The following is a 21013-nucleotide window of genomic DNA, read 5'->3' as shown; positions in this document are numbered from 1 at the left end:
GCCACGGCGAAGGTGAAGGAACGCGTGCGAACCGTGCCAATGTGGGAGCTCACTCTGTGCGCGACTCGGGCCCCCGCAGTCGCGCACAGGGTGCGCTCCCACAGTCATGGGTCCAGTGGCAGGTGATTGAGATAGGGACCGCGGGCGGCCATGAATGCCGTGGGCGTCATGCCGGCGAAATCGCGAAATTCATGCACAAGATGCGCCTGGTCGCCGTAGCCGCCATCGATGGCAACGGCGCTCCAGTTCACTGACGATGAGCGATACACGGCATCCACCACGTAACGAAAACGCATCAGTCGCGCATAGCGTTTGGGACCCATGCCCACCTGTCGGCGGAACAGGCGTCCGAAGCGATATTCGGAAAGTCCGGTGTCACGCACCAGTCGGCCGATACGCGCCACCTGCGGCCTGGCGCCCATGTCCGCCAGCGCGTAGAGCACTTCGGGCGCAAGCTGCGGCATGCGCATGTGCGCGAGCAGCCATTGTTCAAGCAGGGCCAGCCGTCGATGCGGGCAGGGCGTGTCAAGCAACCGCTCGCGAAGTTGGTGGGCACTGCTGCCGAAGATGTCTTCCAGCCCGATGTCACGATCCACCAGTGCTTCGTGATCTTCCCCAGTGAAGGCGTGCGCGCCGCCGGGACGAAACACCACGCCCAGCACGCGCACCTGCTCGGAGGTATCGATGATCTGGCTGCGCAGGCACGGGCCGCCGATGACCGATGCGGCCGAGCGCACGCAACGCCGTTCGACATCGTCGCTGTAGACGCGCGTTTCGTTCTCGTGAAGGTTGATGATCAGCGCCGCGCCCGGTACCGGCAGCACGCGTTCAAGGTGATGGGATGCCGGTGGCATGTCCCAATCCCACAGGCGGGACACGAGCGCATCGAGGGGTGGCGCGGGCTGGAGAACGTGGAAACCCATCGGCTGACTCCGGGTGACATCCGGAGTCTAGGCCGATGGCATACGCCTGTCAGGTTTTCTGGCCGGGAAATATCGTGGTCGACGGCGCAGGTGCCGTGGAAGGGTCGGGATGCATGCTGCGCACCACCATGTCCTGCGGCGTGGTGAGCGGAAGATCGGCCTTGCGCAGGCGGTCGATGATCTCGAACAGCAGGTCGCTCTTCACCGTGCCGGCGTCGCGCGGATTGCTCACATAGGCCGTGCACACGAACATCATCGAACCCGAATCGATGCTGTCGAGGATCACGCTCGGCGACGGCGCATTCAGCGTCACCGTGTGGTTGCGCAGGATGTCGAAGATGATCTGCCTGACCTTGCTGGCATCCGTGCTCAGCGGCATCGGCAGGCGGATCTGCACGCGACCTTGCGCGTTGGCCAGCGTCACGTTGCGCACGTTCTGCGTGATCAATTGCGAGTTGGGCACGATGACGATGGAGCGGTCGCCCTGCTGGATTTCCGTGGCACGCACATTGATGCGCTTGATGTCGCCTTCCACGCCGCTCAGGCTCACCCAATCGCCGACCTTCACAGGACGCTCGGCCAGCAGGATCAGGCCGGAGATGAAGTTCTGCACGATCGCCTGCAGGCCGAAACCGATACCCACCGACAGGGCACTGGCGACCCAAGCAATGCTCTGCACGTCCACGTTGAGCGCGCCGAGCACCAGCAGGAACACCATGATGCCGCCGACGTAGCCCAGCAGCGTGACAATGGACATCTGCATGCCCTTGTCCAGCGACGTCTTGGGCAGCAGCTTGTTGCTCAGCCACAGCTTGATCTGGCGAACGATGATGCCGCCCACCACCAGCGCCATCAGGGCGCGGGCAATGCTGGTCGGGTTGATCTTCAGCGAACCCAGTTCGAGCGCAGTGAAGAAATGCGTGCCGCGATCCACCAGCTCGGTGGGGCCGGCGCCATAGGGTGCGAGGATCAACGGGATGGCGAACAGCAACAGCAGTGCACGGCCGACGCCCGAAAGAATGGTGGCGCTCTGTTCAAGGCGGGCCGGATCGACGCCGAAGTTCTGTTGCAGACGCTGGCCCGTATGCGAATCGGGCGTGATCAACGATTCGCAGAGATCGTTGATCAGGTGCATCAGCACATAGAGCGCGGAAATGAGGAAGCCAGCGCGGATCATCTGGCGGGCCACATAGAAGCCGGCCGAGATATAGCCCGTCACCACGGCCAGCAACGTGGCCAGCATGGCGAGCGATGCGCACAGGACCACCATGCCGACCCACAACGGACGCTTGGCCGGGGTTTCGCCGCTGGCAAGCATGGCGCGCCGCGCGCGGCTCATCAGCACCAGCGCGTAGGCGACCAGGCCGCCGATCACGGTGGCGACCAGCGCATTGGCGGCCATGGTCGTGGCCAGGCTGGCACCGATGCTGTTGGTGACGCGTTCGATCACGCCCAGCAGCAAGGCGCTGTAAGCCATCAGCGTGGGGAACGGCCACAGGCGCTTGGCCAGGTCGTCGGAGATCGGCGGCAAACGCCAGGAGGGGTGTCGCACCATCAACAGCGCGCGCCCCAGGCCCGCCATGGTGGCGATGATCACCATCAACCGGACCAGCGGATGCACCAGGTCGTCCAGGTCCTGGTCGAACACGCCGTTCCAGTTGAACGCCAGATAGAGCAGCCAGGCGGAAACGCCGTAGATGAACGTCGTGCCTACCGTCACCAGCACGGCCATGACGCTGCGGCGCAAGTGACCCGACGGCAGGTAGCGCGCCGCCTTGTCCAGCATCTGGTGTTCGAGTACGCGACGACCGCCTGCCAGCAACGCGATGGCAGCCAGCAGGCAGCCGATGAAGGGAACGCGATTGTCGGGTTGCCATGCCTGCGCGGCGGCGCCCTTGATCGATTGCCACAACGCGCTGAAGGCGGCGCGATCCGCCGGTGCGTTCTGCGCGAGTCGACTCCAGAACGTCGGACTCAGCGGCGATGCGCTGCGTTGACTTAGCTGGGTCTGGAACAGGTTGCGGCGCATCGCGGTGATGCTCGTCACCTGTTGCTGGGCTTCCTTGCTGATCAGCTTGGCCTGCGTCACCTGGCCGGTGAGGTCGGTCTGATCCTTGAGCAGTTGCTTGCGCTGGCTTGCGACTTCCGGTGCTTCAGCCGGTGCGCCTTTTTCCGGTGCGGGGCCGAGCACATCGATCTTCGCCTTCAGCGCATCGGCTTGCGGCGTGAGGCTTGCGGTGAGTGCGTCGGCCTGCTGTTGCACCGATTGCGCCTTGGTGCGCGCGGTGGAGAGCATTTCATCGGTCAGCTGTTTGCTGGCGAGCGTCTGCTTGATCTGGTCGAGCTGCGCATTCAGCTGGTCGGGCGTGGCCAGTGGCGCCTGCTGGCTCTGGCCGTTGTTTTGCGCGTCCTGCGCGAATACGGAAGTGACGCCGCCCATGGCGACAACGAGGATCAACAGCAGGCGAAAAAGAATAGGCATGCGGGGCATGATCCGGACCGACCCTGAACGGGTCAATGAATAAATGCCTTGACGCGCCCTTCAGCGGCGCGCATTCACGCTTTCGTGATGACGATATCCATCGATATGGCTCGCGCCGTGCCGCCGTGGGACGGCGATGTAGCCAAGGCGCGCAGGCTTCAAACGGAACTGGCGGCTCAACTTCGGCTGGTGGACGACTATCCGCCGTTGCACCACGTGGCCGGCGTGGATGTGGGTTTCGAAGACAACGGCGCGGTGACGCGTGCAGCAGCGGTGCTTTTGGATGCCAGGACGCTGGCGCCCATCGCCGAGGTCGTATCGCGACAACCTACGCGCATGCCGTATATCCCCGGGCTGCTTTCGTTTCGCGAATTGCCCGCCTTGCTGCAAGCGCTCTCGGAACTGCCGAAGACACCGGACATGGTGTTCGTGGACGGGCAGGGCGTGGCACATCCGCGACGGCTTGGCATTGCCGCGCACCTGGGCGTGGTTACCGGCTTGCCGACGGTAGGCGTGGCCAAATCCATTCTCGTGGGCGTGCACCAGGAAGTGGGGCCGCATCGTGGCGATCGCCAGCCGCTGGAATACAAGGGCGAGGTGATCGGCTGCGTGCTTCGCAGCAAGGACAAGGTTCGACCGCTGATCGTGTCGCCGGGATATCGCGTGAGCATGTCGACCGCGCCCGAACTGGTGATGGCGTTCGGGACAACATATCGCTTGCCGGAACCGACGCGCCTGGCCGACAAGCTGGCATCGCGTCGGTGAGTGGATCGGTTCAGGAGCCTCGCTCGGGCACCAGTCGAAAGCCGAAAGCGGCTGCCAATCGGGTGACCGCAGCCAGGGCATCCAGGTTTCGCGAGGTGGACTCGACGGACGTGCCCAGTCGCCAGCGCGCTCGTGCATGCGCGACCGGACGCGAACTGGCCAGCCCGTGCTGTTCCAGTTCGCGCAGGAAACGGTAGACCGTGCCCAGGCTGGTACGTGGTTCGAGCGATTGCGCGCGTTGCAGGACGGCCACCGCATCGCATTCGTCGCCCGCGGCTTCCAGTACCTGCCAGATCGCCACGCGAGGTGGCGTCGCGCGCAAGCCCACCTGCGCCAGCAGTTGATGCACATCGGCCGGCGCGGTGGGCATGGCCTCAGGCATCCTTGCGGCCCTTGACGATCTCGTCCGCAGCCTTCTGGATGATGTCGCGGATGCGCTTCACTTCGTCCGCATTCCACGGACCGCCATGCATGAACAGCGCGCGCTTGAGGTTGTGCATTGCTTCACGCAGGGCCATGGGTGCAGCCGCGCGGGCGAACATCTTCGCGGTCTGTTCCATGCGCGACATCACCGCGTCCACCGTCTCCTTGTTCTCGGCGAGGAAAGCGTTGCCGGCATCGGTGATGGTGTAGAGCTTCTTGCCGTCGTCGTTCTGCACGCTGGCGTGGCCCAGCTCTTCCAGCAGGGTGAGCGTGGGGTAGACCGCACCGGGGCTGGGGGCGTAGGCGCCATCGAACATCTCCTCGATGGTGCGGATGAGTTCATAGCCGTGGCGCGGCTGCTCGGCGATCAGGGCCAGCAGGATCAGCTTGAGGTCCCCGTGGCCGAACACGCGTCCGCCGCGGAAGCGCCCGCCCATGCCGCCGAAGCCGCCGCCTTCACCCTCGTCGTCGCCGAAACCGCGGCCAAAACCGCGTCCACGGCCACGGCCGATGGCCTCGCGCATCCAGGCCTCGCGGCCTTCGAAACCGTCCCGGCAATGGCCGTGGCGGCCGTGGTGGGAATGGTGGTGATCAAAGAAATGACGAAATCCCATGACTAACTCCGATATATCGTAAGTAACAGTCTTAAGATATATCGTGAGTTTTCGGGATTGCAAGTGCCCGGCGAGTTTTTCGTTCTCTTGTGGGAGCGCACCCTGTGCGCGACGGGCAGGGCGCGGCGTCGAGGTTTCACCCGTCGCGCACAGGGTGCGCTCCCACAGGAAGGCCTTTGCTTACCTTGAAACTGCCTTCGCATGCCTTCACCCCAAAGACATCGCACCCGCTACCCTGCGCACCCCTCCCAAGGACGACCCCCATGCTCTTCCGCTGGTTCGAGTCGCTGATCGACGCGTTCAAGGAACCCGTCGACGGCATGCCGCCGCAGTCGGTGTGGCGCTTCTATGTGTTCTACCTGCGCCAGGTGTGGCCGGTGTTTGCGGCTGCGCTGGTGGTGGGGTTTGGCGTGGCGCTGGTGGAGGTGTCGCTGTTTGGCTTTATCGGCAGCATCGTGGACATGGCCAAGGGTGCGCCGGCGGCCGATTTCTTCCGCGTGCATGGCAACGAGCTGTTGTGGATGGGCTTCGTGGCGCTGATCGCACGCCCCGTGCTGATTGGCCTGCACGATCTGCTGGTGAACCAGGCCATCGTGCCGAACCTGACCAATCGCATCCGCTGGCAGAACCATCGCTACGTCATTCGCCAGAGCCTGGGCTTCTTCCAGAACGACTACGCCGGCCGCATCGCCAACCGCATCATGCAGACCTCGGGCGCGCTGCGTGAATCGGCCGTGCAGATCGTGGATGCCATCTGGTACGTGGCCATCTACACCGGCAGCGCCATCGTGATGTTCGCCAAGGCGGATGTCTGGCTGGCCGTGCCGTTGATCGTGTGGCTGGTGCTGTATGTCGCCACGTTGCGTTACTTCGTGCCGCGTACCAAGGAGCGCTCGTGGAAGCAGTCCGAGGCGCGCTCGCGGCTGATGGGCCGCATCGTCGACGGCTACAGCAACATCCTCACGCTCAAGCTGTTCGCGCATACGCAGCGGGAGGAACAATACGTCGCCGATGCGATGGGCGAGCAGATCCAGCGCATGCGTTCCATGACGCGCCTGACCACCGCTCTGGACGCCACCATCACCACGCTCAATGGTTTCCTGATTGTCGGCACGTCGGCGCTGGCGTTGTGGCTGTGGAGCCAGGGCAAGGTGACGGTGGGTGCCATTGCGCTCAGCACCGGCCTGGTCATCCGCATCAACAACATGTCCGGCTGGATCATGTGGGTGATCAACGGCATCTTCGAGAACGTGGGCACCGTGCAGGACGGCATCGAGACGATTTCCAAGCCACGCACCGTGCAGGACCGCGAAGGCGCCATGCCGTTGGAAGTCGCCGAAGGCGGTGTGCGCTTTGACGACATCCATTTCCATTACGGCAAGAAGGGCGGGGTGATTTCCGGCCTCAACCTGACGGTGCGCGGCGGCGAGAAAATCGGCGTGGTAGGGCCGTCGGGCGCGGGCAAATCCACGCTGGTGAACGTGTTGCTGCGCCTGTATGACCTGGAAGGCGGCCGCATTCTCATCGATGGGCAGGACATTGCGCAGGTAGCGCAGGAAAGCCTGCGGGCGCAGATCGGCGTGGTCACGCAAGATACCTCGCTGTTGCATCGATCCATCCGCGACAACCTGCTGTACGGCCGCCCCGACGCCAGCGAGGCGCAGGTGATCGAGGCCGTACGCAAGGCGCGTGCGGAGGAATTCATCCCGCAACTGGTGGATGGCGAAGGTCGTGTCGGTTTCGACGCCCACGTGGGCGAGCGCGGCGTGAAGCTCAGCGGCGGGCAGCGCCAGCGCATCGCCATTGCGCGCGTGCTGCTGAAGGACGCGCCCATCCTGATCCTTGATGAAGCCACCTCGGCGCTGGATTCGGATGCGGAGGCGGCGATCCAGGACAGCCTGGAAGTGCTGATGCGCGGCAAGACGGTCATCGCCATCGCGCATCGCCTCTCCACCATCGCGCGGATGGATCGCCTGGTGGTGATGGACAAGGGCGAGATCGTTGAAACAGGCACGCACGCGGAATTGATTGCCCGAGGCGGTTTGTACGCGCGTCTGTGGCAACGACAGACCGGTGGTTTCGTCGCTGCGGAAGATCCTGCGGAAGACAGCGCGCTGGCCTGATGCCTGCATGGCCGATGCGTGCCGCATCAGTCGTTGCCATGGCTCAGAATACTCGTGCTGCGATTGAAGCTTTATTTGCTGTCCATTTCACGGCCCAGGCCGCAGCATCGTCTTCCCCGCCCCATCCCGGAGTCGCGACATGCCTACCGAACGCGCCTTGGCACGCGCGCGCAAGGACAAGCGCGAAGGCAAATCGGCCAGTACGCAGGCCGGAGAGTTTGTGCGTGAGGAAATCGAGCGCATTCGCGACGGCGTGCATGGCGCGCGATCTCCCGAGCAGGCCATCGCCATCGGGTTGTCGCACGCGCGTCGCGCCGGCATAGCCATTCCGGAAAAGCAGGGCGGCAAGGTCGTGCGCAAGAAACCGGCTTCGAAGAAAACATCGGCCAGCAAGGTCGCCACGGCGCGTCGAAGTCGCGCAGCCCTGAATGCGCTCAAGCGCGAGGGCACAGCTTCAGTATCGACCGCGGCGCTTTCCGAGCATGCACGGGAAGTTGCGGCAGAACGTTCGCCCGCTGAACGTTCCGCGGTGGCGCGCAAGGCCGTGCGGACGAAGGGGCCGGCCAAGCGCAAGGCATCGGCCAAGAAGGCGGCACGCACTCGCGCCACCAATCGGGCTACCGGCGCGGCTCGCGCCGCACGCACGCGCACCATGCGCGCACGCGGGCGTGGCGGCTGATCAGCGGTCGAACACCAGAAGTGTGGATGTTGCCGAACCGTAGAGCTTGCCTGCGGCGTCGATAAGACTCGCCTCGGCAAAGGCCACCCGGCGGCCGATGGTGCGCACGCGACCTTCGGCGCGCACGCGGCCGGTGTCACGCGTCATCGCCTTGTGGAACACGATTTTCAGTTCCAGCGACGTGTAGGCCTGCTCCGCCGTAAGCTTGGAATGCACGGCGCAACCGCAGGCGGAGTCGAGCAGGGTGGCGAAATAGCCGCCGTGCACGATGCCCATGGGGTTGTAGGCATGCGCACCAGGCATGCCCTCGAACGCCGCGAAGCCGTCGCCGACATCCACCAGGTCGAAATCCAGCGAGTCGCCAATGCCGGGCCGCTGTCCCGAGGCGATGAACGCGCGCAGCTGCTCAAGCCCATTCAGGCCGTGACCGATCTCGGTGATCATGCTCACGAGGCAGACTCCAGTCCCAGGCGCGCTTTCAGCGCATGACTTGAATCGGCGAGGATGGCGTCGGAGCGCTTCGCGTCGGGTTCGATGCGGGCAAGCGACAACGCACCCACCAGTTCCGACACCGTGGAACGCGCCAAGGCCTGCGGATCGGCGTAACCCATGGCGTCGAGCCGCTCAGCCATGGCATCACTCAGGCGTCGTGCGCCGTCGGCGAAGAGTGCGCGCGTTTCCTCGGGAAGGCGCGGCAGGTCCGATGCCAGTGCAGCCATGGGACAGCCGGCGCCACGCGTATCGCGATGCTTCTTGGACAGGTAAAAATCGATGTACGCGGAAAGCCCTGCGGCGGGCTCGCGGCCTTCCATCTCGTGCTTCAGGCGCGCCCGCGACTGCTCGAACATCTGCTCGATGGCAGCGGCCACCAGTTCATCCTTCGATTTGAAGTGCGCGTAGAAACCACCGTGGGTGAGGCCGGCCTCCGCCATCACGCTGGCCACGCCGATGCGATCCGGGCCTTCCTCGCGGATGGCCTTGGCGGCGACTTCCAGCACTTTGCTGCGGGTTTTCTGTTTGTGTTCGGCGTCGTAGCGCATGACGGCTCCACGTAATTCGTATGATATCAATCATACTATTGACAGCCGGCATCGCAAGTGCGTAGTGCCATGGCGATGCCGGCTGTTCATGCGTGTGAAACCGTCGGGCGCCTAGACCTGAGGCGGTATCGACGAAGACGGCGGTTCAACGACTTCCACGACAACCGGCGCAACGGCGGGTGCGAGCGGTTTGCGGGGAAACGTCATGCTCGCCAGCACGTCATCGCGACGGATCAGGCCGTGATACAGCGCGGCGCCCATATGTCCCAGCACGGTCAGAAACAGCAGGTACGCCAGATAGCGATGTGTGAGACGCAACCAGGCGAAGGCTTCGAAGTTCGCGGACATCAGCGGTGGCAGATGCAGCGAGCCACCCAGTGAAATGGGGTAGCCGCCTGCGGACAGCATGGCCCAGCCCACCAGGGGCAAGGCAAGCATCAAGCCGTAAAGCAACCAGTGAGAGGCATGGGCCATGAACTGCATCAGTGGTGGCATGCCCGCCGGCAGCGGCGGCGGAGGATGGCGCCAGCGCACGCCAAGGCGGATAAGCGCCAACACGAAGATGGTGGCACCCAGCGGCTTGTGGATGGCCAGCAACCATTCGTGTTTCTCGGAGACGGTGGACACCATGCCCACGCCGATAAACAGCATCGTCAGGATCAACACGGCCATGAGCCAGTGCAGCAGGCGCGCCAGCGGATGAAAAGCGTTGGAGGTATTCATCACGGGTGCTCCGAAGGCGAAGTGGCGCGTGCCGTGCCAGGGACATGGGCTTCCTCGCTGGTGCGTCGCAGGTACGACACCGCATAGGCGGATGAGCGTGCGGGCAGCAGCGGGTCGTCGGAGATCTCGATGCCCGGCGGCAAGATGGTCGGGTCGTAATTCACGTCGCGGCACGGGCCGCTGTCCTGCGGCTGTTCGCTCTCGATCACGAGGGTACCCGCATCGACCGTGGGACGGTCGGCTGGCCACACCTTCGTGGCATCGTTGGTCGGGTCGCCCGGTTCGCCAAGCGTGACGATCAGATGCCAGCGCAGCGGACCTTTCGCCATGCGTTGCTCGATGTCCTGGGCGAGATAGTTGGGATCACCCGCCTGCGGACCGGTGCCGGCGTCGTCCGGTGCCTCCGGCGTTACTTTCCAGCGCACCGGATGGCGCTTGCCGCTGGCATCGACGAAATAGAAAGCGTTGAGCGCTTCGTACGTCTCGGTGACGAAACTGGCCGACGGTTTGGCCGTCTTTATCCAGCTGAGGAAAGCAGCGGTTTCCGGGTGCGCCGCGAAAAACGCGCCCGCGCGTTTCGGATCGGGTTTGCCGGTGGCCGGGTCCGGGCGCGTGGCCACCACCTGATCGTAAAACGCTTGCGGCGTCGCCACGGGAAACACCGGCATGCTGTTCATGCCGGTGCGCCACTGCTGGCCGTTGGGCAGTGAAAAGCGCAACGCAAAGCTGCGAATGGGAACGCTGCTGTCAGGCGCGTAAGGGTTGCCGCCGGGCAGGGCGAAGCGCCCCACGACGGGCGTGCGACCCGGCGCGAATACGCTCGAACTGGAATACGCAGACGCAGCACCATTGCCTTCGAAATAACCCGACACGCACACGCCTTTGGCGTGATTGCGTCGATAACCGGGGAACACGCCGCTATTGGCCTGCAGCGCATTCACGATGCCGCGCGAGCTCAGGCGCTGCGGCGTAAGCCATCCCGCGACATAGGCAAAGGCGAGCGCGAGCGCTGCCACGGCGAGGCCGATCACCGCCCACCTCCCAAGCAGGTTCGACGGCGGCTGAAGGGACGGGTCGGTCATACGGCACTCCCTGAGTGGCAGATTGGATGTTCTGACTTCGTCCGGCGGCCCCTGGGGGTTACACCGCGCCCTGCACGCGTCCCCACGCGTGATCAGCATAGGCCGGTGCGGGGTGAAGACGACGCCTTTACGCAACGCTTGACTCTAGACCTTGATCAAAGGTCTAGACTTGTGGCCATGACTACCTCCGACACCTCCATGACCATCGGTGCTGTCGCTCGCCGCGTCGGCGTCGCCATCGACACCATCCGCTATTACGAGCGCGAGGGTTTGCTGCCCGAGCCGCTGCGGCGAGCGTCCGGCTATCGCACGTACGACGAAGGCGCCGTGCGACAGCTGCGTTTTATCCGGCGCGCGAAGGACCTGGGTTTCACGCTGGAGGAAATTCGCGACCTGCTGGCGCTGTCCGCGGATCGCAAGCGCGGCGTGAAAGCGGTGAAGCAGCGTGCCGAAGAACGCCTTGCGGCCATCGATGAGCGCATCGCCGAGCTCACGCGCGTGCGCAACGGCCTGGAGCAACTCATCGATGCATGCCCGGGGCACGGTTCGCCGGCGCAGTGCCCGATCCTGAAGGCGCTTACTGATCAGGAGGACCAGGCATGAGCGAGGAAAAGCACGCCTGTTGCAGCGCCAAGGAAGCGCAACCGGCAGCCGTGGAGGCGACGTCGTGCTGTGGTGGTGGCAATTCGGCGACGCATGATCATCACCATCACGCGGGCGCCCACGATCATCACGCGCCTTTGCACCACGACGCATCGGCCGTGAAAGATCCGGTGTGCGGCATGACGGTTGACCCGGCCACGGCGAAACACACGGCGCAACACGAAGGGCAGTCGTTCTACTTCTGCGCAGCGCGCTGCAAGGAAAAATTCCTCGCCGATCCGATGCGCTACCTCAGCCCCGCCGTCGAGGAACCTGTCGTCGCGGGCGCCATCTACACCTGCCCGATGCATCCCGAGATCCAGCAGGTTGGGCCGGGCCATTGCCCCAAGTGCGGCATGGCGCTGGAGCCGATGATGCCGAGCCTGGACGAAGACGACGGCCATGAACTGCGCGCCATGTCGCGTCGCCTCGGCCTGCTTGCCGTACTGACGGCACCGGTCTTCGTGCTGGCCATGGGGCCGCATCTTTTCGGCTGGCATCTGCCGGCACCGTGGCACGTTGTGGCGGCCTGGGTGGAAGCCGTGCTGGCCACCATCGTGGTGATTTGGGGCGGCGCGCCGTTTTTCGCGCGCGGCGGGCATTCGCTCAGGCCGTGGTCACCGAACATGTACACACTGATCGCGCTGGGCACCGGCGTGGCCTGGTTGTACAGCGCCATCGCCTTCCTCGTGCCCGGGTGGTTCCCCGCCGGCTTCCGCGACATGCACGGTCGCGTGGGCGTGTATTTCGAATCCGCCGCTGTCATCGTCACGCTGGTAACGCTGGGCGATTTCCTTGAACTGCGTGCGCGTCGCCGCACGGGCGCGGCGCTGAAGGCGTTGCTGGGGCTGGCACCGAAGACCGCGCATCGCATCGACGCGGATGGCAGCGAACACGATGTGCCGCTTGAATCCGTGCATGCCGGCGACAACTTGCGTGTGCGGCCCGGCGAAAAGGTACCGGTGGATGGCGTGGTGCTGGAAGGCAGCAGCCATGTCGACGAATCCATGCTCACCGGCGAGCCGCTGCCAAACCGCAAGGCCAAGGGCGATCACGTGACCGGCGGCACCGTGAACCAGGACGGCGCGCTGCTGATGCGCGCGGAAAAAGTGGGCGCGCAGACCATGCTCGCGCAAATCGTTTCGCTGGTGGCGCAAGCCCAGCGCAGCAAGGCGCCCTTGCAACGCGTGGCCGATCGCATCGCCGCGTGGTTTGTCCCCGCAGTGGTGGCGGTGGCCGTGCTGGCGTTCGCGCTGTGGGCATGGCTGGGGCCTGATCCCAGACTCGCCTACGCGCTGATCTCGGCCGTCTCCGTGCTGATCATCGCGTGCCCGTGCGCGCTCGGTCTCGCCACGCCCATTTCGATCATGGTGGCCAGCGGTCGTGCCGCGCAGAACGGCGTGTTGTTCCGCGATGCCGCAGCTATCGAATCGTTGCGCGACATCGACATGCTCGTTGTCGACAAGACCGGCACGTTGACCGAGGGCAAGCCCACGCTCAAGACCGTCGTGAGTCTGGGCGATGTGCCGGGTGAGCAGTTGCTGGCGATGGCCGCGGCGCTGGAACGGCTCAGCGAGCATCCGCTGGCGCGGGCCATCCTCGATGGCGCGAAAACACAGGACATCGCGGTGCCGCTGGCTTCGCACTTTCGCACCGTCACGGGGGCGGGCGTGGAAGGCGAGGTCGATGGGCATGCGGTAACGCTTGGCAATCATCGCCTGCTGTCCAACGCTGGCGTTTCGCTCGACGATGGCGTGGCCGCGCGCGCCGACGCGTTGCGTGGCGAAGGCGCCACCGTGATGTTCCTCACGGTGGACGGTGCGCTCGCAGGGCTCATCGCCGTGGCCGACCGCATCAAGCCGAGCACGCCACAGGCGCTGGCCGAACTGCGCGCACAAGGGCTGCGCATCGTCATGCTGACCGGCGACAACCTTGCCACCGCAGGAGCCGTTGCCAGCGTGCTCGACATCGACGAGGTGCACGCCGACATGTCGCCTGCCGACAAGGCCGAGGTGATCCAGCGATTGCAGGCGCAAGGGCACCGCGTTGCGATGGCGGGCGATGGCATCAACGATGCCCCCGCGCTGGCCGTCGCCCATGTCGGCATCGCCATGGGTGGCGGCACCGACATCGCCATGGAAAGTGCGCAGGTGACGCTGGTGAAGGGGGAACTGCAGGCGATCCTGCGGGCGCTGGTGCTTTCCCGTGCCACGGTTCGCAACATCCGGCAGAACCTGTTCTTCGCCTTCGTCTACAACGCCGTGGGCGTGCCGCTGGCCGCCGGCCTGCTGTATCCGCTGCTCGGCATCATGCTGTCCCCGATGGTGGCGGCGCTGGCGATGAGCCTGTCGTCGGTATCCGTGGTCGGCAATGCACTGCGACTGCGCCGAACGCCCTTGTGATGGTTGTCACCCGCGATGCCTGACGCCGTGCCCTGCCTCGACAACGGGGCAGGGCGGATGATTTGCCTGCACCGATGGGGTGCGGGAGGACGTCATCATGAACACCATCATCAACGACGCACGCAGCACCCTCGAAAAGCACATGCCCCTGCTGCTGGGCCTGCTTATCGCCTTGTTGGCCGGCCGCATGCTGAAGAAGATGTTCTGGACCATGTTCGGCATGTACTGGGCGCTCAAGGCCACCGGCATCCACTTCTGATGCCGGTCGCGCTCAAACGGGCCTGCAGCGGGTGATCACGGCGGCACCATTGCTTTAAGCTGTGCGCCCCGTTTCCCCGGAGGCCGCCATGTCCGCCAGCGTTGCCCTTGTTGCCCGTTACTACGACGCGTTCAATCGCGGGGACTGGGAAGGCATGCTTGATTGCCTTGCCGATGACGTGGCCCACGACATCAACCAGGGCCATCGCGAAACGGGCCGCGACACGTTCCGCGCGTTCCTGCAACGCATGAAGCGCAGCTACCGGGAAGAACTCCGCGATGTCGTGCTGATGGCAAGCACCGACGGTTCGCGCGCCGCGGCCGAGTACGTGGTGCACGGCCAGTACCTTGCCGATGACGAAGGTCTGCCGCCGGCCCATGGCCAGCGCTACGTGCTGCCGGGTGGCGCGTTCTTCGACATCCGCGACGGTCGCATCGCACGCATCAGCAACTACTACAACCTGCAGGACTGGATCGCCCAGGTGTCCGGAAGCTGAGCGTGAGCGTGCGCATCCTCACCAGCGTGGGCGAAGCCGTCAGGCCGCATCTGGACGCGTTGGCCCGTCTTCGCATCGCGGTGTTCCGCGACTACCCGTATCTCTACGACGGCGACATGGCGTACGAGCAACGCTACCTCGAAGCGTATGCGTGCTCGCGCCGCAGCGTGTTCGTGCTGGCGCTGGACGGTGACCATGTCGTGGGCTGTTCCACCGGCATTCCCCTGGTCGACGAAACGCCCGCCATCCAGCAGCCGTTCGTGCAGCGCGGCATGGTGCTGGGTGAGGTCTTCTATTTCGGTGAATCCGTGCTGTTGCCGGCGTATCGCGGGCAAGGCATCGGCCATCGCTTCTTCGATGCGCGCGAGCATCATGCGCAGTCGCTGCACGGCTATCGCTGGACGGCTTTTTGCGCCGTGGAGCGTGCATTGGACGATCCTCGCCGGCCCGACGACTACCGGCCCAACGACGCGTTCTGGATCAAGCGCGGCTACCAGCGCCAGGACAACATGTTCTGCACGCTGGACTGGACCGAAACCGGCGCCGACCAACCCACGCCCCATCACCTGCGTTTCTGGCTGCGTCCGCTGGATGCCTGAGCACCTTTGCCCATGACCCGTACTCTCGACGAATGGTTGACCTACCAGGAACGCGTGAACGTGCGCAGCATCGAGCTTGGCCTCGATCGCGTACGCGACGTGTGGCAGCGCATGGGCGCGCCGGCGATCGCCCGTCGCGTCATCACCGTGGGCGGCACCAACGGCAAGGGTTCCACCGTGGCCATGCTCGAGGCCATGCTCACGGCAATGGGCCAGCGCGTGGGCTGCTACACCTCCCCGCATCTACTGCACTACAACGAGCGCATCCGCATCGATGGCCGCGACGCGAGCGATGAGATGCTGGTGGCCAGCTTCGAACGCATCGAGGCGGCGCGTGGGGATATCCCGCTCACGTACTTCGAATTCGGCACGCTGGCCGCACTCGATCTTTTCGCACGAGCGGCGCTGGATGTCGCCGTGCTGGAAGTGGGGCTGGGCGGACGCCTCGATGCGGTGAACATCATCGACGCCGATGTGGCGGTGATCACCACGGTCGATCTTGATCACATGGACTGGCTGGGGCCGGATCGCGACACCATTGGTGTGGAGAAGGCCGGCATTGCGCGGGCAGGGCGCCCGGCCATTGTGGGTGAATCCGAGCCACCCGGCGGCTTGCTGCAGGCGCTGGTGCGCATCGGTGCCAGCATGGAGCGCGCCGGCATGGACTTCAGCGTTGAGCGCGAGCCTGCCGGCTGGCAATGGCGCCATCGCGACGGGCTGACCCTTTCGCTGCCCGATCCGGCGCTCACCGCTCCCGTGCAGTACGCGAATGCAGCCGCATCCATCGCGGCGCTGCATGCGTTGCAGCGGATCGATCCCGTATTGGCAGGCCGCGATCTGGCGACGGCCGCGGCCACCGGCGTGGCCACCGCACGCGTGGCAGCCCGCCTCCAGGTGTTGGGCGGCGATCCCATGCTCGTGGTCGATGTGGGTCACAACCCGCAGGCGGCGCGCGCCCTGGCCGAATGGCTGGACGCGCGCCCCGACATGCCCGTGCACGCCGTGTACGGCGCGCTTGCCGACAAGGATGTGTCGGGCGTGATCCGGGCCCTGGGTTCTCGCATTGCGCATTGGCACCTGGCAGGACTCGAACGCGATACGCCGCGTGGCTTGCCGGCCCAGGCGCTCGCCGAACGGCTGGTGGAGGCGCTGCCGGACGCACGCTTCGACATCCACGCCGACGTACCGGCTGCGCTCAAGGCCGCGAAAAACGCGGCGAATGCCGGCGAATGCGTGCTCGCCTTCGGTTCCTTTTTCGTCGCCTCGGCCGTACTTGCTGAATCGACTGGACCCGAAGCGGCCTGAGCGGCGGCCCGGACAGGTATAATCGCGCCCGTTCTCGCACCCCCTGTTTGGAGCCCGTCTTGAAAACACGTCTGCTGGGAGCTGCCGTTCTCATCGCGCTGGCTGTGCTTATCGTGCCGATGTTCATCTCCAGCAATCCGCCGACCACGAGTGGCGACGAATCGGTAAGCCTGGCGATTCCGCCGGCACCGGATCGCGACCTGCAGACCAAGACCATGAGCCTGACGCCGGGTGCGTCGCCGTCATCCACGGCGGCACCGGCGCCCAAGCCGGCCGTACCCACGCCGACCGCCAGTGCGGCGCCGGTGGGTTCCACCGATCAGCTTGCCACGGTGAATATCGGTTCCAATCGTCCCAAGGACGTGGAAACCGACCCCACCGCGGGCCAGAAGCCTGAACCCACCACGGTGACGCGCCCCGGCTCCAGCGCCGCGCAGCCGATGATTCCGGTTCAGGGCAAGGGCGCGGCTAGCGTGACGGGCAGCGCCACCACCACGGCAGCTGCGACCAAGCCGACCGCCGGCACGCCGGCCGTTCCGGCGCAGGCCGAACCGGCGGCAGCACCTGCCACGGCAGCCCACGGTGCGTACTCGATCAATCTCAGCGCCTATGCGTCGGAATCCAGTGCGCAGAACCTGATCACCCGCGTGCGTGGCCTGGGTTATCCGGCCAATGGCCGCGCCATCAACCAGGGTGGCAAGGCGCTGACCATGGTGACTGCGGGACCGTTTGAATCCCGCGCCGCGGCGGAAGCCGCCCGCCTGAAGATCACGCAGACCATTCCGGGTGCCCCGGCGCGCCTGGAAAGCTCGGCTTCCACGCCGACGCAGGACGACGCGCCTGCCGCGAAGCCCGCTGCCGCCGCGGCCAATACCGCCGCCTCGTCGTCGCGCGCCGGTGGCTGGGCCGTTCAGGTGGCTGCCATGGGCAGCCAGGGCGATGCCAATGCGCTGCGCGACAAGCTGCGCGCCAACGGCTTCGATGGCTACGTGGACACCGTGAACGCCAACGGCAAGCAGCTGTGGCGCGTGCGGGCCGGCCCGCAGACGCAGCGCGCCGATGCCGTGCGCATCCGCGACCAGATCAAGAGCAAGCTGGGCGTGGACGGCAACGTCGTCACCGCTCCGTGAACTTCAACCTGAACCTTTCACGGTGCTGACCCGGGGAATTGGGCCGACTACATCATTCTTGCCGTCCTGGGCGTCTCGGTCTTGATCGGGCTGTGGCGTGGCCTCATTTCCGAGGTGTTGGCACTGGCCATCTGGATTGCCGCGTTCTGGGTGGCCTGGACATTCGGCCCCAGCGTGGCGGGTTATTTCGAACACAGCATCTCGCTGCCTTCGGCGCGGATTCTGGTGGGTTACGGCATTTGCTTCATCGTCGTGCTGATCCTGGGTGCGCTGCTGCGCTTCCTGGTGAGCAAGCTGGTGGAAGGCACTGGGTTGTCCGGTACCGACCGCCTGCTGGGCATGGTGTTCGGTTTCGTGCGCGGCGTGCTGCTGGTGACGCTTGCCGTGTTCCTGCTCGGGTTCACCGCGTTCACGCGGGACCCGTGGTGGCACGATTCGGTGTTATTGCCGCAGTTCAAGGGAATGGCTGCGTGGCTGGGTGAGCGCGTGCCGGACAACGTCCGCCACTACCTCAATCCGCAGCCTCTGCTGGACCATTTACCCGCCTTGCCGGCGGGCGTGCCGGGCGCTTCCCCAGCGACTGGACACGAAACCCATCCCGCGGCCGCTACCACGACCGCCTCGGCAACGACTTACTAATTACAGGCTTTCAACCATGTGCGGAATCATCGGCATCGTCGGCACCAGTGAGGTCGCCGCGTCCCTCTATGACGGTTTGACCGTGTTGCAGCACCGTGGGCAGGACGCTGCCGGCATCGCCACGGTGGACGGCTCGCGCCTGCGCCTGCACAAGGGCAACGGCCTCGTGCGTGACGTGTTCAGCCAGGGCCCGATGAGCGGCCTGCGCGGTCGCATCGGTATCGGCCATTGCCGTTATCCCACGGCCGGTTCGGAAGGCTCGACCGAGGCCCAGCCGTTCTACGTGAACTCGCCCTACGGCATTGCGTTCGCGCACAACGGCAACCTGGTGAACACCGAGCAGCTGCGTCGCGAAATGTTCGAAGACGACCGCCGCCACATCAACACCGATTCCGATTCCGAGGTGCTGCTCAACGTGCTGGCGCACGAGCTGCAGATCCAGGACCGCATGGCGTTGACGCCGGACCACATCTTCAAGGCCGTCGCCGGCGTGCACCAGCGTGCGCGTGGCGGTTATGCCTGCATCGCGCTGGTGCTGGGCTATGGCCTGCTGGCGTTCCGCGATCCCAACGGCATCCGCCCGCTGGTGCTGGGCGAGCGTGTCACGCCGGAAGGCCGCGAATACGCCGTGGCCTCCGAGTCGGTGGCGCTGGATATCCTCGGCTTCAAGCGCCTGCGCGACGTGGAGCCGGGCGAGGCGGTGATCATCACCGACGACGGCCAGCTGTTCTCACGCCATTGCGCCGAAGGTGCCACGCATGCGCCGTGCATCTTCGAATACGTGTACCTGGCTCGTCCCGATTCGATGATCGAGAACGTGTCGGTCTACAAGGCGCGCCTGCGCATGGGCCAGAAGCTGGCGGAAAAGATCCTGCGCGAGCGTCCGGACCACGGCATCGATGCGGTGATTCCGATTCCCGATACCGCGCGCACCGCCGCGTCGGCGCTTGCCGAAGCGCTGGGCGTGCCGTTCCGCGAGGGCTTCGTCAAGAATCGCTACATCGGTCGCACCTTCATCATGCCGGGGCAGGGTGAGCGCGTGAAATCCGTGCGTCGCAAGCTCAATCCGGTGGAGCTGGAATTCCGCAAGAAGAACGTGCTGCTGGTGGACGACTCCATCGTGCGTGGCACCACCTCGCGCCAGATCATCCAGATGGCACGCGATGCGGGCGCCAAGAACGTGTTCTTCGCTTCCGCCGCGCCGCCGGTGCGCTACCCGAACGTGTACGGCATCGACATGCCGGCCGCCTCGGAACTGGTCGCCGCCGGCCACACCGAGAAGGAAGTGCAGCAGATGCTCGGCGCCGATTGGCTGATCTACCAGGATCTGCAGGATCTGGTGTGGGCGGTGCAGGACGGCAACGAGAACCTGAAGAATTTCGACACCTCGTGCTTCTCCGGCGAGTACGTCACCGGGCTGGATCAGCAGTATCTGCAGCAGATCGAAATGCTGCGCTCGGACGACGCCAAGGCCTCCCGCCGCAGCGCCTGATGCTCTAGCTCCCTCTCCCCTCCGGGGAGAGGGCTGGGGTGAGGGGCGGGTGCTCGCCGAACTCTCCCATGACGACCAACCTCCACACCGCCGCCAAGCGCTGCCTCGACGCTACAGACCCGGCGGAAAAGCTGCGCCTGACCCACGCTGCGTGGAACGCCTTCCTGGCAGGCGAGTTGCAGCCCGATCCATCATCGCCGGCACCCGAACCCATCACCGCACCGGGTCGCCCCGAGCTCCCACGCCTCGTGCCACAGCGCCAGGTACCGCATCGCGGCCTTGGCAGCGCTGAAGGCCGCGCGGCGCTGGTGCACGCCGTGGCGCATATCGAATTCAACGCCATCAATCTCGCGTGGGATGCGGTTTACCGTTTTCGCGACAAGCCGCGCGACTATTACCGCGACTGGGCCAGCTGCGCGCACGACGAGGCGCGCCATTTCGCGATGCTGTCCGAACGCCTTGCCGAACTTGGTCATGCGTACGGCGATTTCGACGCGCACAACGGCCTGTGGGAAATGGCCGAGAAAACCGCGCACCACGACACCGCACGCATGGCGCTGGTGCCGCGCGTGCTCGAAGCACGTGGCCTGGACGTCACCCCCGGCATGATTGATCGACTGCTTTCGGTAGGCGACGAGCGCACGGTGGAGATCCTGCGCGTAATCCTGCGTGAGGAAGTGGCGCACGTCGCCGCCGGCACGCGCTGGTTCCACCATTGCTGTGAGCGCGACGGCGTCGATGCGCGCGACACCTTCCTCGATCTGCTTCGCGACTACATGGGCCGCAACTTGCGTGGGCCGTTCAATCGACCGGCCAGACTCGAAGCAGGATTCGACGAAGAAGAACTGGATCGCCTGACCGCGCTCGCACTGCAGTCCTGAATATCGGGCTTCTGTTGCGCCTGGGGCGAAGAGCCCGGAAATCAGGCCATAAAAAAGCCGGCGCTAGGCCGGCTTTTTCATCGAATTTTGGTCGGGGTGACATGATTCGAACATGCGACTTCTACGTCCCGAACGTAGCGCTCTACCAGGCTGAGCTACACCCCGTGGGAGCCGCGTATCTTAATGACAGCCCGGGGCCTTGGCAACAGTTTGTGAAAAAAATTCTTCACGAATGTGTATGCGACTGTCGCAGCACGGATGAGGAGGGCCTGAGGGCGGCCTTCTGCTAACCTATGCGGCTCTGTCGGACATGT

Annotated in this window: 21 protein-coding genes and 1 tRNA gene; 13 read left to right on the top strand and 9 right to left on the bottom strand. The window is 65.1% G+C overall.

The window, feature by feature from the left end; all coding sequences use genetic code 11:
• Window positions 1–104: 104 nt before the first annotated feature.
• Together DK366_RS11420 and DK366_RS11415 are read right to left on the bottom strand one after the other, a co-directional pair.
• Window positions 105–923 (bottom strand): helix-turn-helix domain-containing protein, encoded by an 819-nt coding sequence (locus tag DK366_RS11420; protein ID WP_109125682.1) that lies wholly within the window; start codon window positions 921–923, stop codon window positions 105–107.
• A 49-nt stretch (window positions 924–972) separates the two neighbouring features.
• Entirely contained in the window at window positions 973–3405 is a 2433-nt protein-coding gene (locus DK366_RS11415) for a DUF3772 domain-containing protein (RefSeq protein ID WP_109125681.1), read from the bottom strand.
• An 87-nt stretch (window positions 3406–3492) separates the two neighbouring features.
• On the opposite strand from DK366_RS11415, the gene nfi reads away from it, so the two are divergent.
• Window positions 3493–4170 carry a deoxyribonuclease V gene (gene nfi, locus DK366_RS11410; RefSeq protein ID WP_232821010.1) on the top strand — a complete coding sequence of 226 codons (678 nt, stop codon included), beginning with the start codon at window positions 3493–3495 and terminating at the stop codon, window positions 4168–4170.
• Window positions 4171–4180: 10 nt separating this feature from the next.
• Here the strand turns inward: nfi and DK366_RS11405 are convergent, their stop codons facing one another.
• Window positions 4181–4540: a transcriptional repressor gene (locus DK366_RS11405; RefSeq protein ID WP_157956505.1), complete on the bottom strand. Its 360-nt coding sequence runs from the start codon at window positions 4538–4540 to the stop codon at window positions 4181–4183.
• Window positions 4541–4544: 4 nt separating this feature from the next.
• Window positions 4545–5207 (bottom strand): PadR family transcriptional regulator, encoded by a 663-nt coding sequence (locus DK366_RS11400; RefSeq protein ID WP_109125679.1) that lies wholly within the window; start codon window positions 5205–5207, stop codon window positions 4545–4547.
• 263 nt (window positions 5208–5470) lie between these two features.
• On the opposite strand from DK366_RS11400, the gene DK366_RS11395 reads away from it, so the two are divergent.
• On the top strand, window positions 5471–7330 hold the full coding sequence (locus tag DK366_RS11395; RefSeq protein ID WP_109125678.1) for an ABC transporter ATP-binding protein: 1860 nt from the start codon (window positions 5471–5473) through the stop codon (window positions 7328–7330).
• A 139-nt stretch (window positions 7331–7469) separates the two neighbouring features.
• On the top strand, window positions 7470–8009 hold the full coding sequence (locus tag DK366_RS11390; RefSeq protein ID WP_109125677.1) for a DUF6496 domain-containing protein: 540 nt from the start codon (window positions 7470–7472) through the stop codon (window positions 8007–8009).
• Here DK366_RS11390 and DK366_RS11385 read toward each other — a convergent pair whose 3' ends face one another.
• The 4 genes from DK366_RS11385 to DK366_RS11370 all read right to left on the bottom strand — a co-directional run bounded on the left by DK366_RS11385 (window position 8010) and on the right by DK366_RS11370 (window position 10854).
• A complete protein-coding gene (locus DK366_RS11385; protein WP_232821018.1) occupies window positions 8010–8453 on the bottom strand; it encodes a PaaI family thioesterase in 444 nt (147 codons plus the stop codon).
• Window positions 8454–8455: 2 nt separating this feature from the next.
• Complete coding sequence (locus DK366_RS11380; RefSeq protein ID WP_109125675.1) at window positions 8456–9049, bottom strand: TetR/AcrR family transcriptional regulator; 594 nt, start codon at window positions 9047–9049, stop codon at window positions 8456–8458.
• Between the two features lie 111 nt (window positions 9050–9160).
• Window positions 9161–9772, bottom strand: coding sequence for a cytochrome b (locus DK366_RS11375; protein ID WP_109125674.1), 612 nt, complete (start codon window positions 9770–9772; stop codon window positions 9161–9163).
• The gene (locus tag DK366_RS11370; RefSeq protein ID WP_109125673.1) at window positions 9772–10854 is read right to left on the bottom strand and encodes a catalase family peroxidase; all 1083 of its coding nucleotides are present in this window, start codon (window positions 10852–10854) and stop codon (window positions 9772–9774) included. Before DK366_RS11370 ends, DK366_RS11375 begins: the two co-directional genes overlap by 1 nt.
• A gap of 177 nt (window positions 10855–11031) precedes the next feature.
• Here DK366_RS11370 and DK366_RS11365 point away from each other — a divergent pair, with 177 nt between their 5' ends.
• The 10 genes from DK366_RS11365 (at window position 11032) to DK366_RS11325 (ending at window position 20699) form a co-directional block, all read left to right on the top strand.
• A complete protein-coding gene (locus DK366_RS11365; protein ID WP_109125672.1) occupies window positions 11032–11457 on the top strand; it encodes a MerR family transcriptional regulator in 426 nt (141 codons plus the stop codon).
• On the top strand, window positions 11454–13898 hold the full coding sequence (locus tag DK366_RS11360; RefSeq protein ID WP_109125671.1) for a heavy metal translocating P-type ATPase: 2445 nt from the start codon (window positions 11454–11456) through the stop codon (window positions 13896–13898). Before DK366_RS11365 ends, DK366_RS11360 begins: the two co-directional genes overlap by 4 nt.
• A gap of 97 nt (window positions 13899–13995) precedes the next feature.
• Window positions 13996–14157 carry a hypothetical protein gene (locus DK366_RS21410; protein ID WP_198651518.1) on the top strand — a complete coding sequence of 54 codons (162 nt, stop codon included), beginning with the start codon at window positions 13996–13998 and terminating at the stop codon, window positions 14155–14157.
• A gap of 88 nt (window positions 14158–14245) precedes the next feature.
• Window positions 14246–14653, top strand: coding sequence for a ketosteroid isomerase-related protein (locus tag DK366_RS11355; RefSeq protein ID WP_109125670.1), 408 nt, complete (start codon window positions 14246–14248; stop codon window positions 14651–14653).
• Window positions 14654–14655: 2 nt separating this feature from the next.
• Window positions 14656–15252, top strand: coding sequence for a GNAT family N-acetyltransferase (locus DK366_RS11350; RefSeq protein WP_109125669.1), 597 nt, complete (start codon window positions 14656–14658; stop codon window positions 15250–15252).
• A 12-nt stretch (window positions 15253–15264) separates the two neighbouring features.
• Window positions 15265–16557 (top strand): bifunctional tetrahydrofolate synthase/dihydrofolate synthase, encoded by a 1293-nt coding sequence (gene folC, locus DK366_RS11345; RefSeq protein ID WP_109125668.1) that lies wholly within the window; start codon window positions 15265–15267, stop codon window positions 16555–16557.
• A 59-nt stretch (window positions 16558–16616) separates the two neighbouring features.
• Window positions 16617–17687 (top strand): SPOR domain-containing protein, encoded by a 1071-nt coding sequence (locus tag DK366_RS11340; protein WP_109125667.1) that lies wholly within the window; start codon window positions 16617–16619, stop codon window positions 17685–17687.
• 51 nt (window positions 17688–17738) lie between these two features.
• Entirely contained in the window at window positions 17739–18326 is a 588-nt protein-coding gene (locus DK366_RS11335; RefSeq protein ID WP_109125666.1) for a CvpA family protein, read from the top strand.
• Between the two features lie 16 nt (window positions 18327–18342).
• Window positions 18343–19818, top strand: coding sequence for an amidophosphoribosyltransferase (gene purF / locus DK366_RS11330; RefSeq protein WP_109125665.1), 1476 nt, complete (start codon window positions 18343–18345; stop codon window positions 19816–19818).
• Between the two features lie 68 nt (window positions 19819–19886).
• Window positions 19887–20699: a ferritin-like domain-containing protein gene (locus DK366_RS11325; RefSeq protein WP_109125664.1), complete on the top strand. Its 813-nt coding sequence runs from the start codon at window positions 19887–19889 to the stop codon at window positions 20697–20699.
• An 88-nt stretch (window positions 20700–20787) separates the two neighbouring features.
• Here the strand turns inward: DK366_RS11325 and DK366_RS11320 are convergent.
• Window positions 20788–20864, bottom strand: a tRNA-Pro gene (locus DK366_RS11320).
• Between the last annotated feature and the right edge of the window lie 149 nt (window positions 20865–21013).

The sequence above is a fragment of the Dyella sp. C11 genome (assembly GCF_003121485.1).
Taxonomy (GTDB): domain Bacteria; phylum Pseudomonadota; class Gammaproteobacteria; order Xanthomonadales; family Rhodanobacteraceae; genus Dyella.
This window is presented reverse-complemented; position numbering and strand designations above follow the sequence as displayed.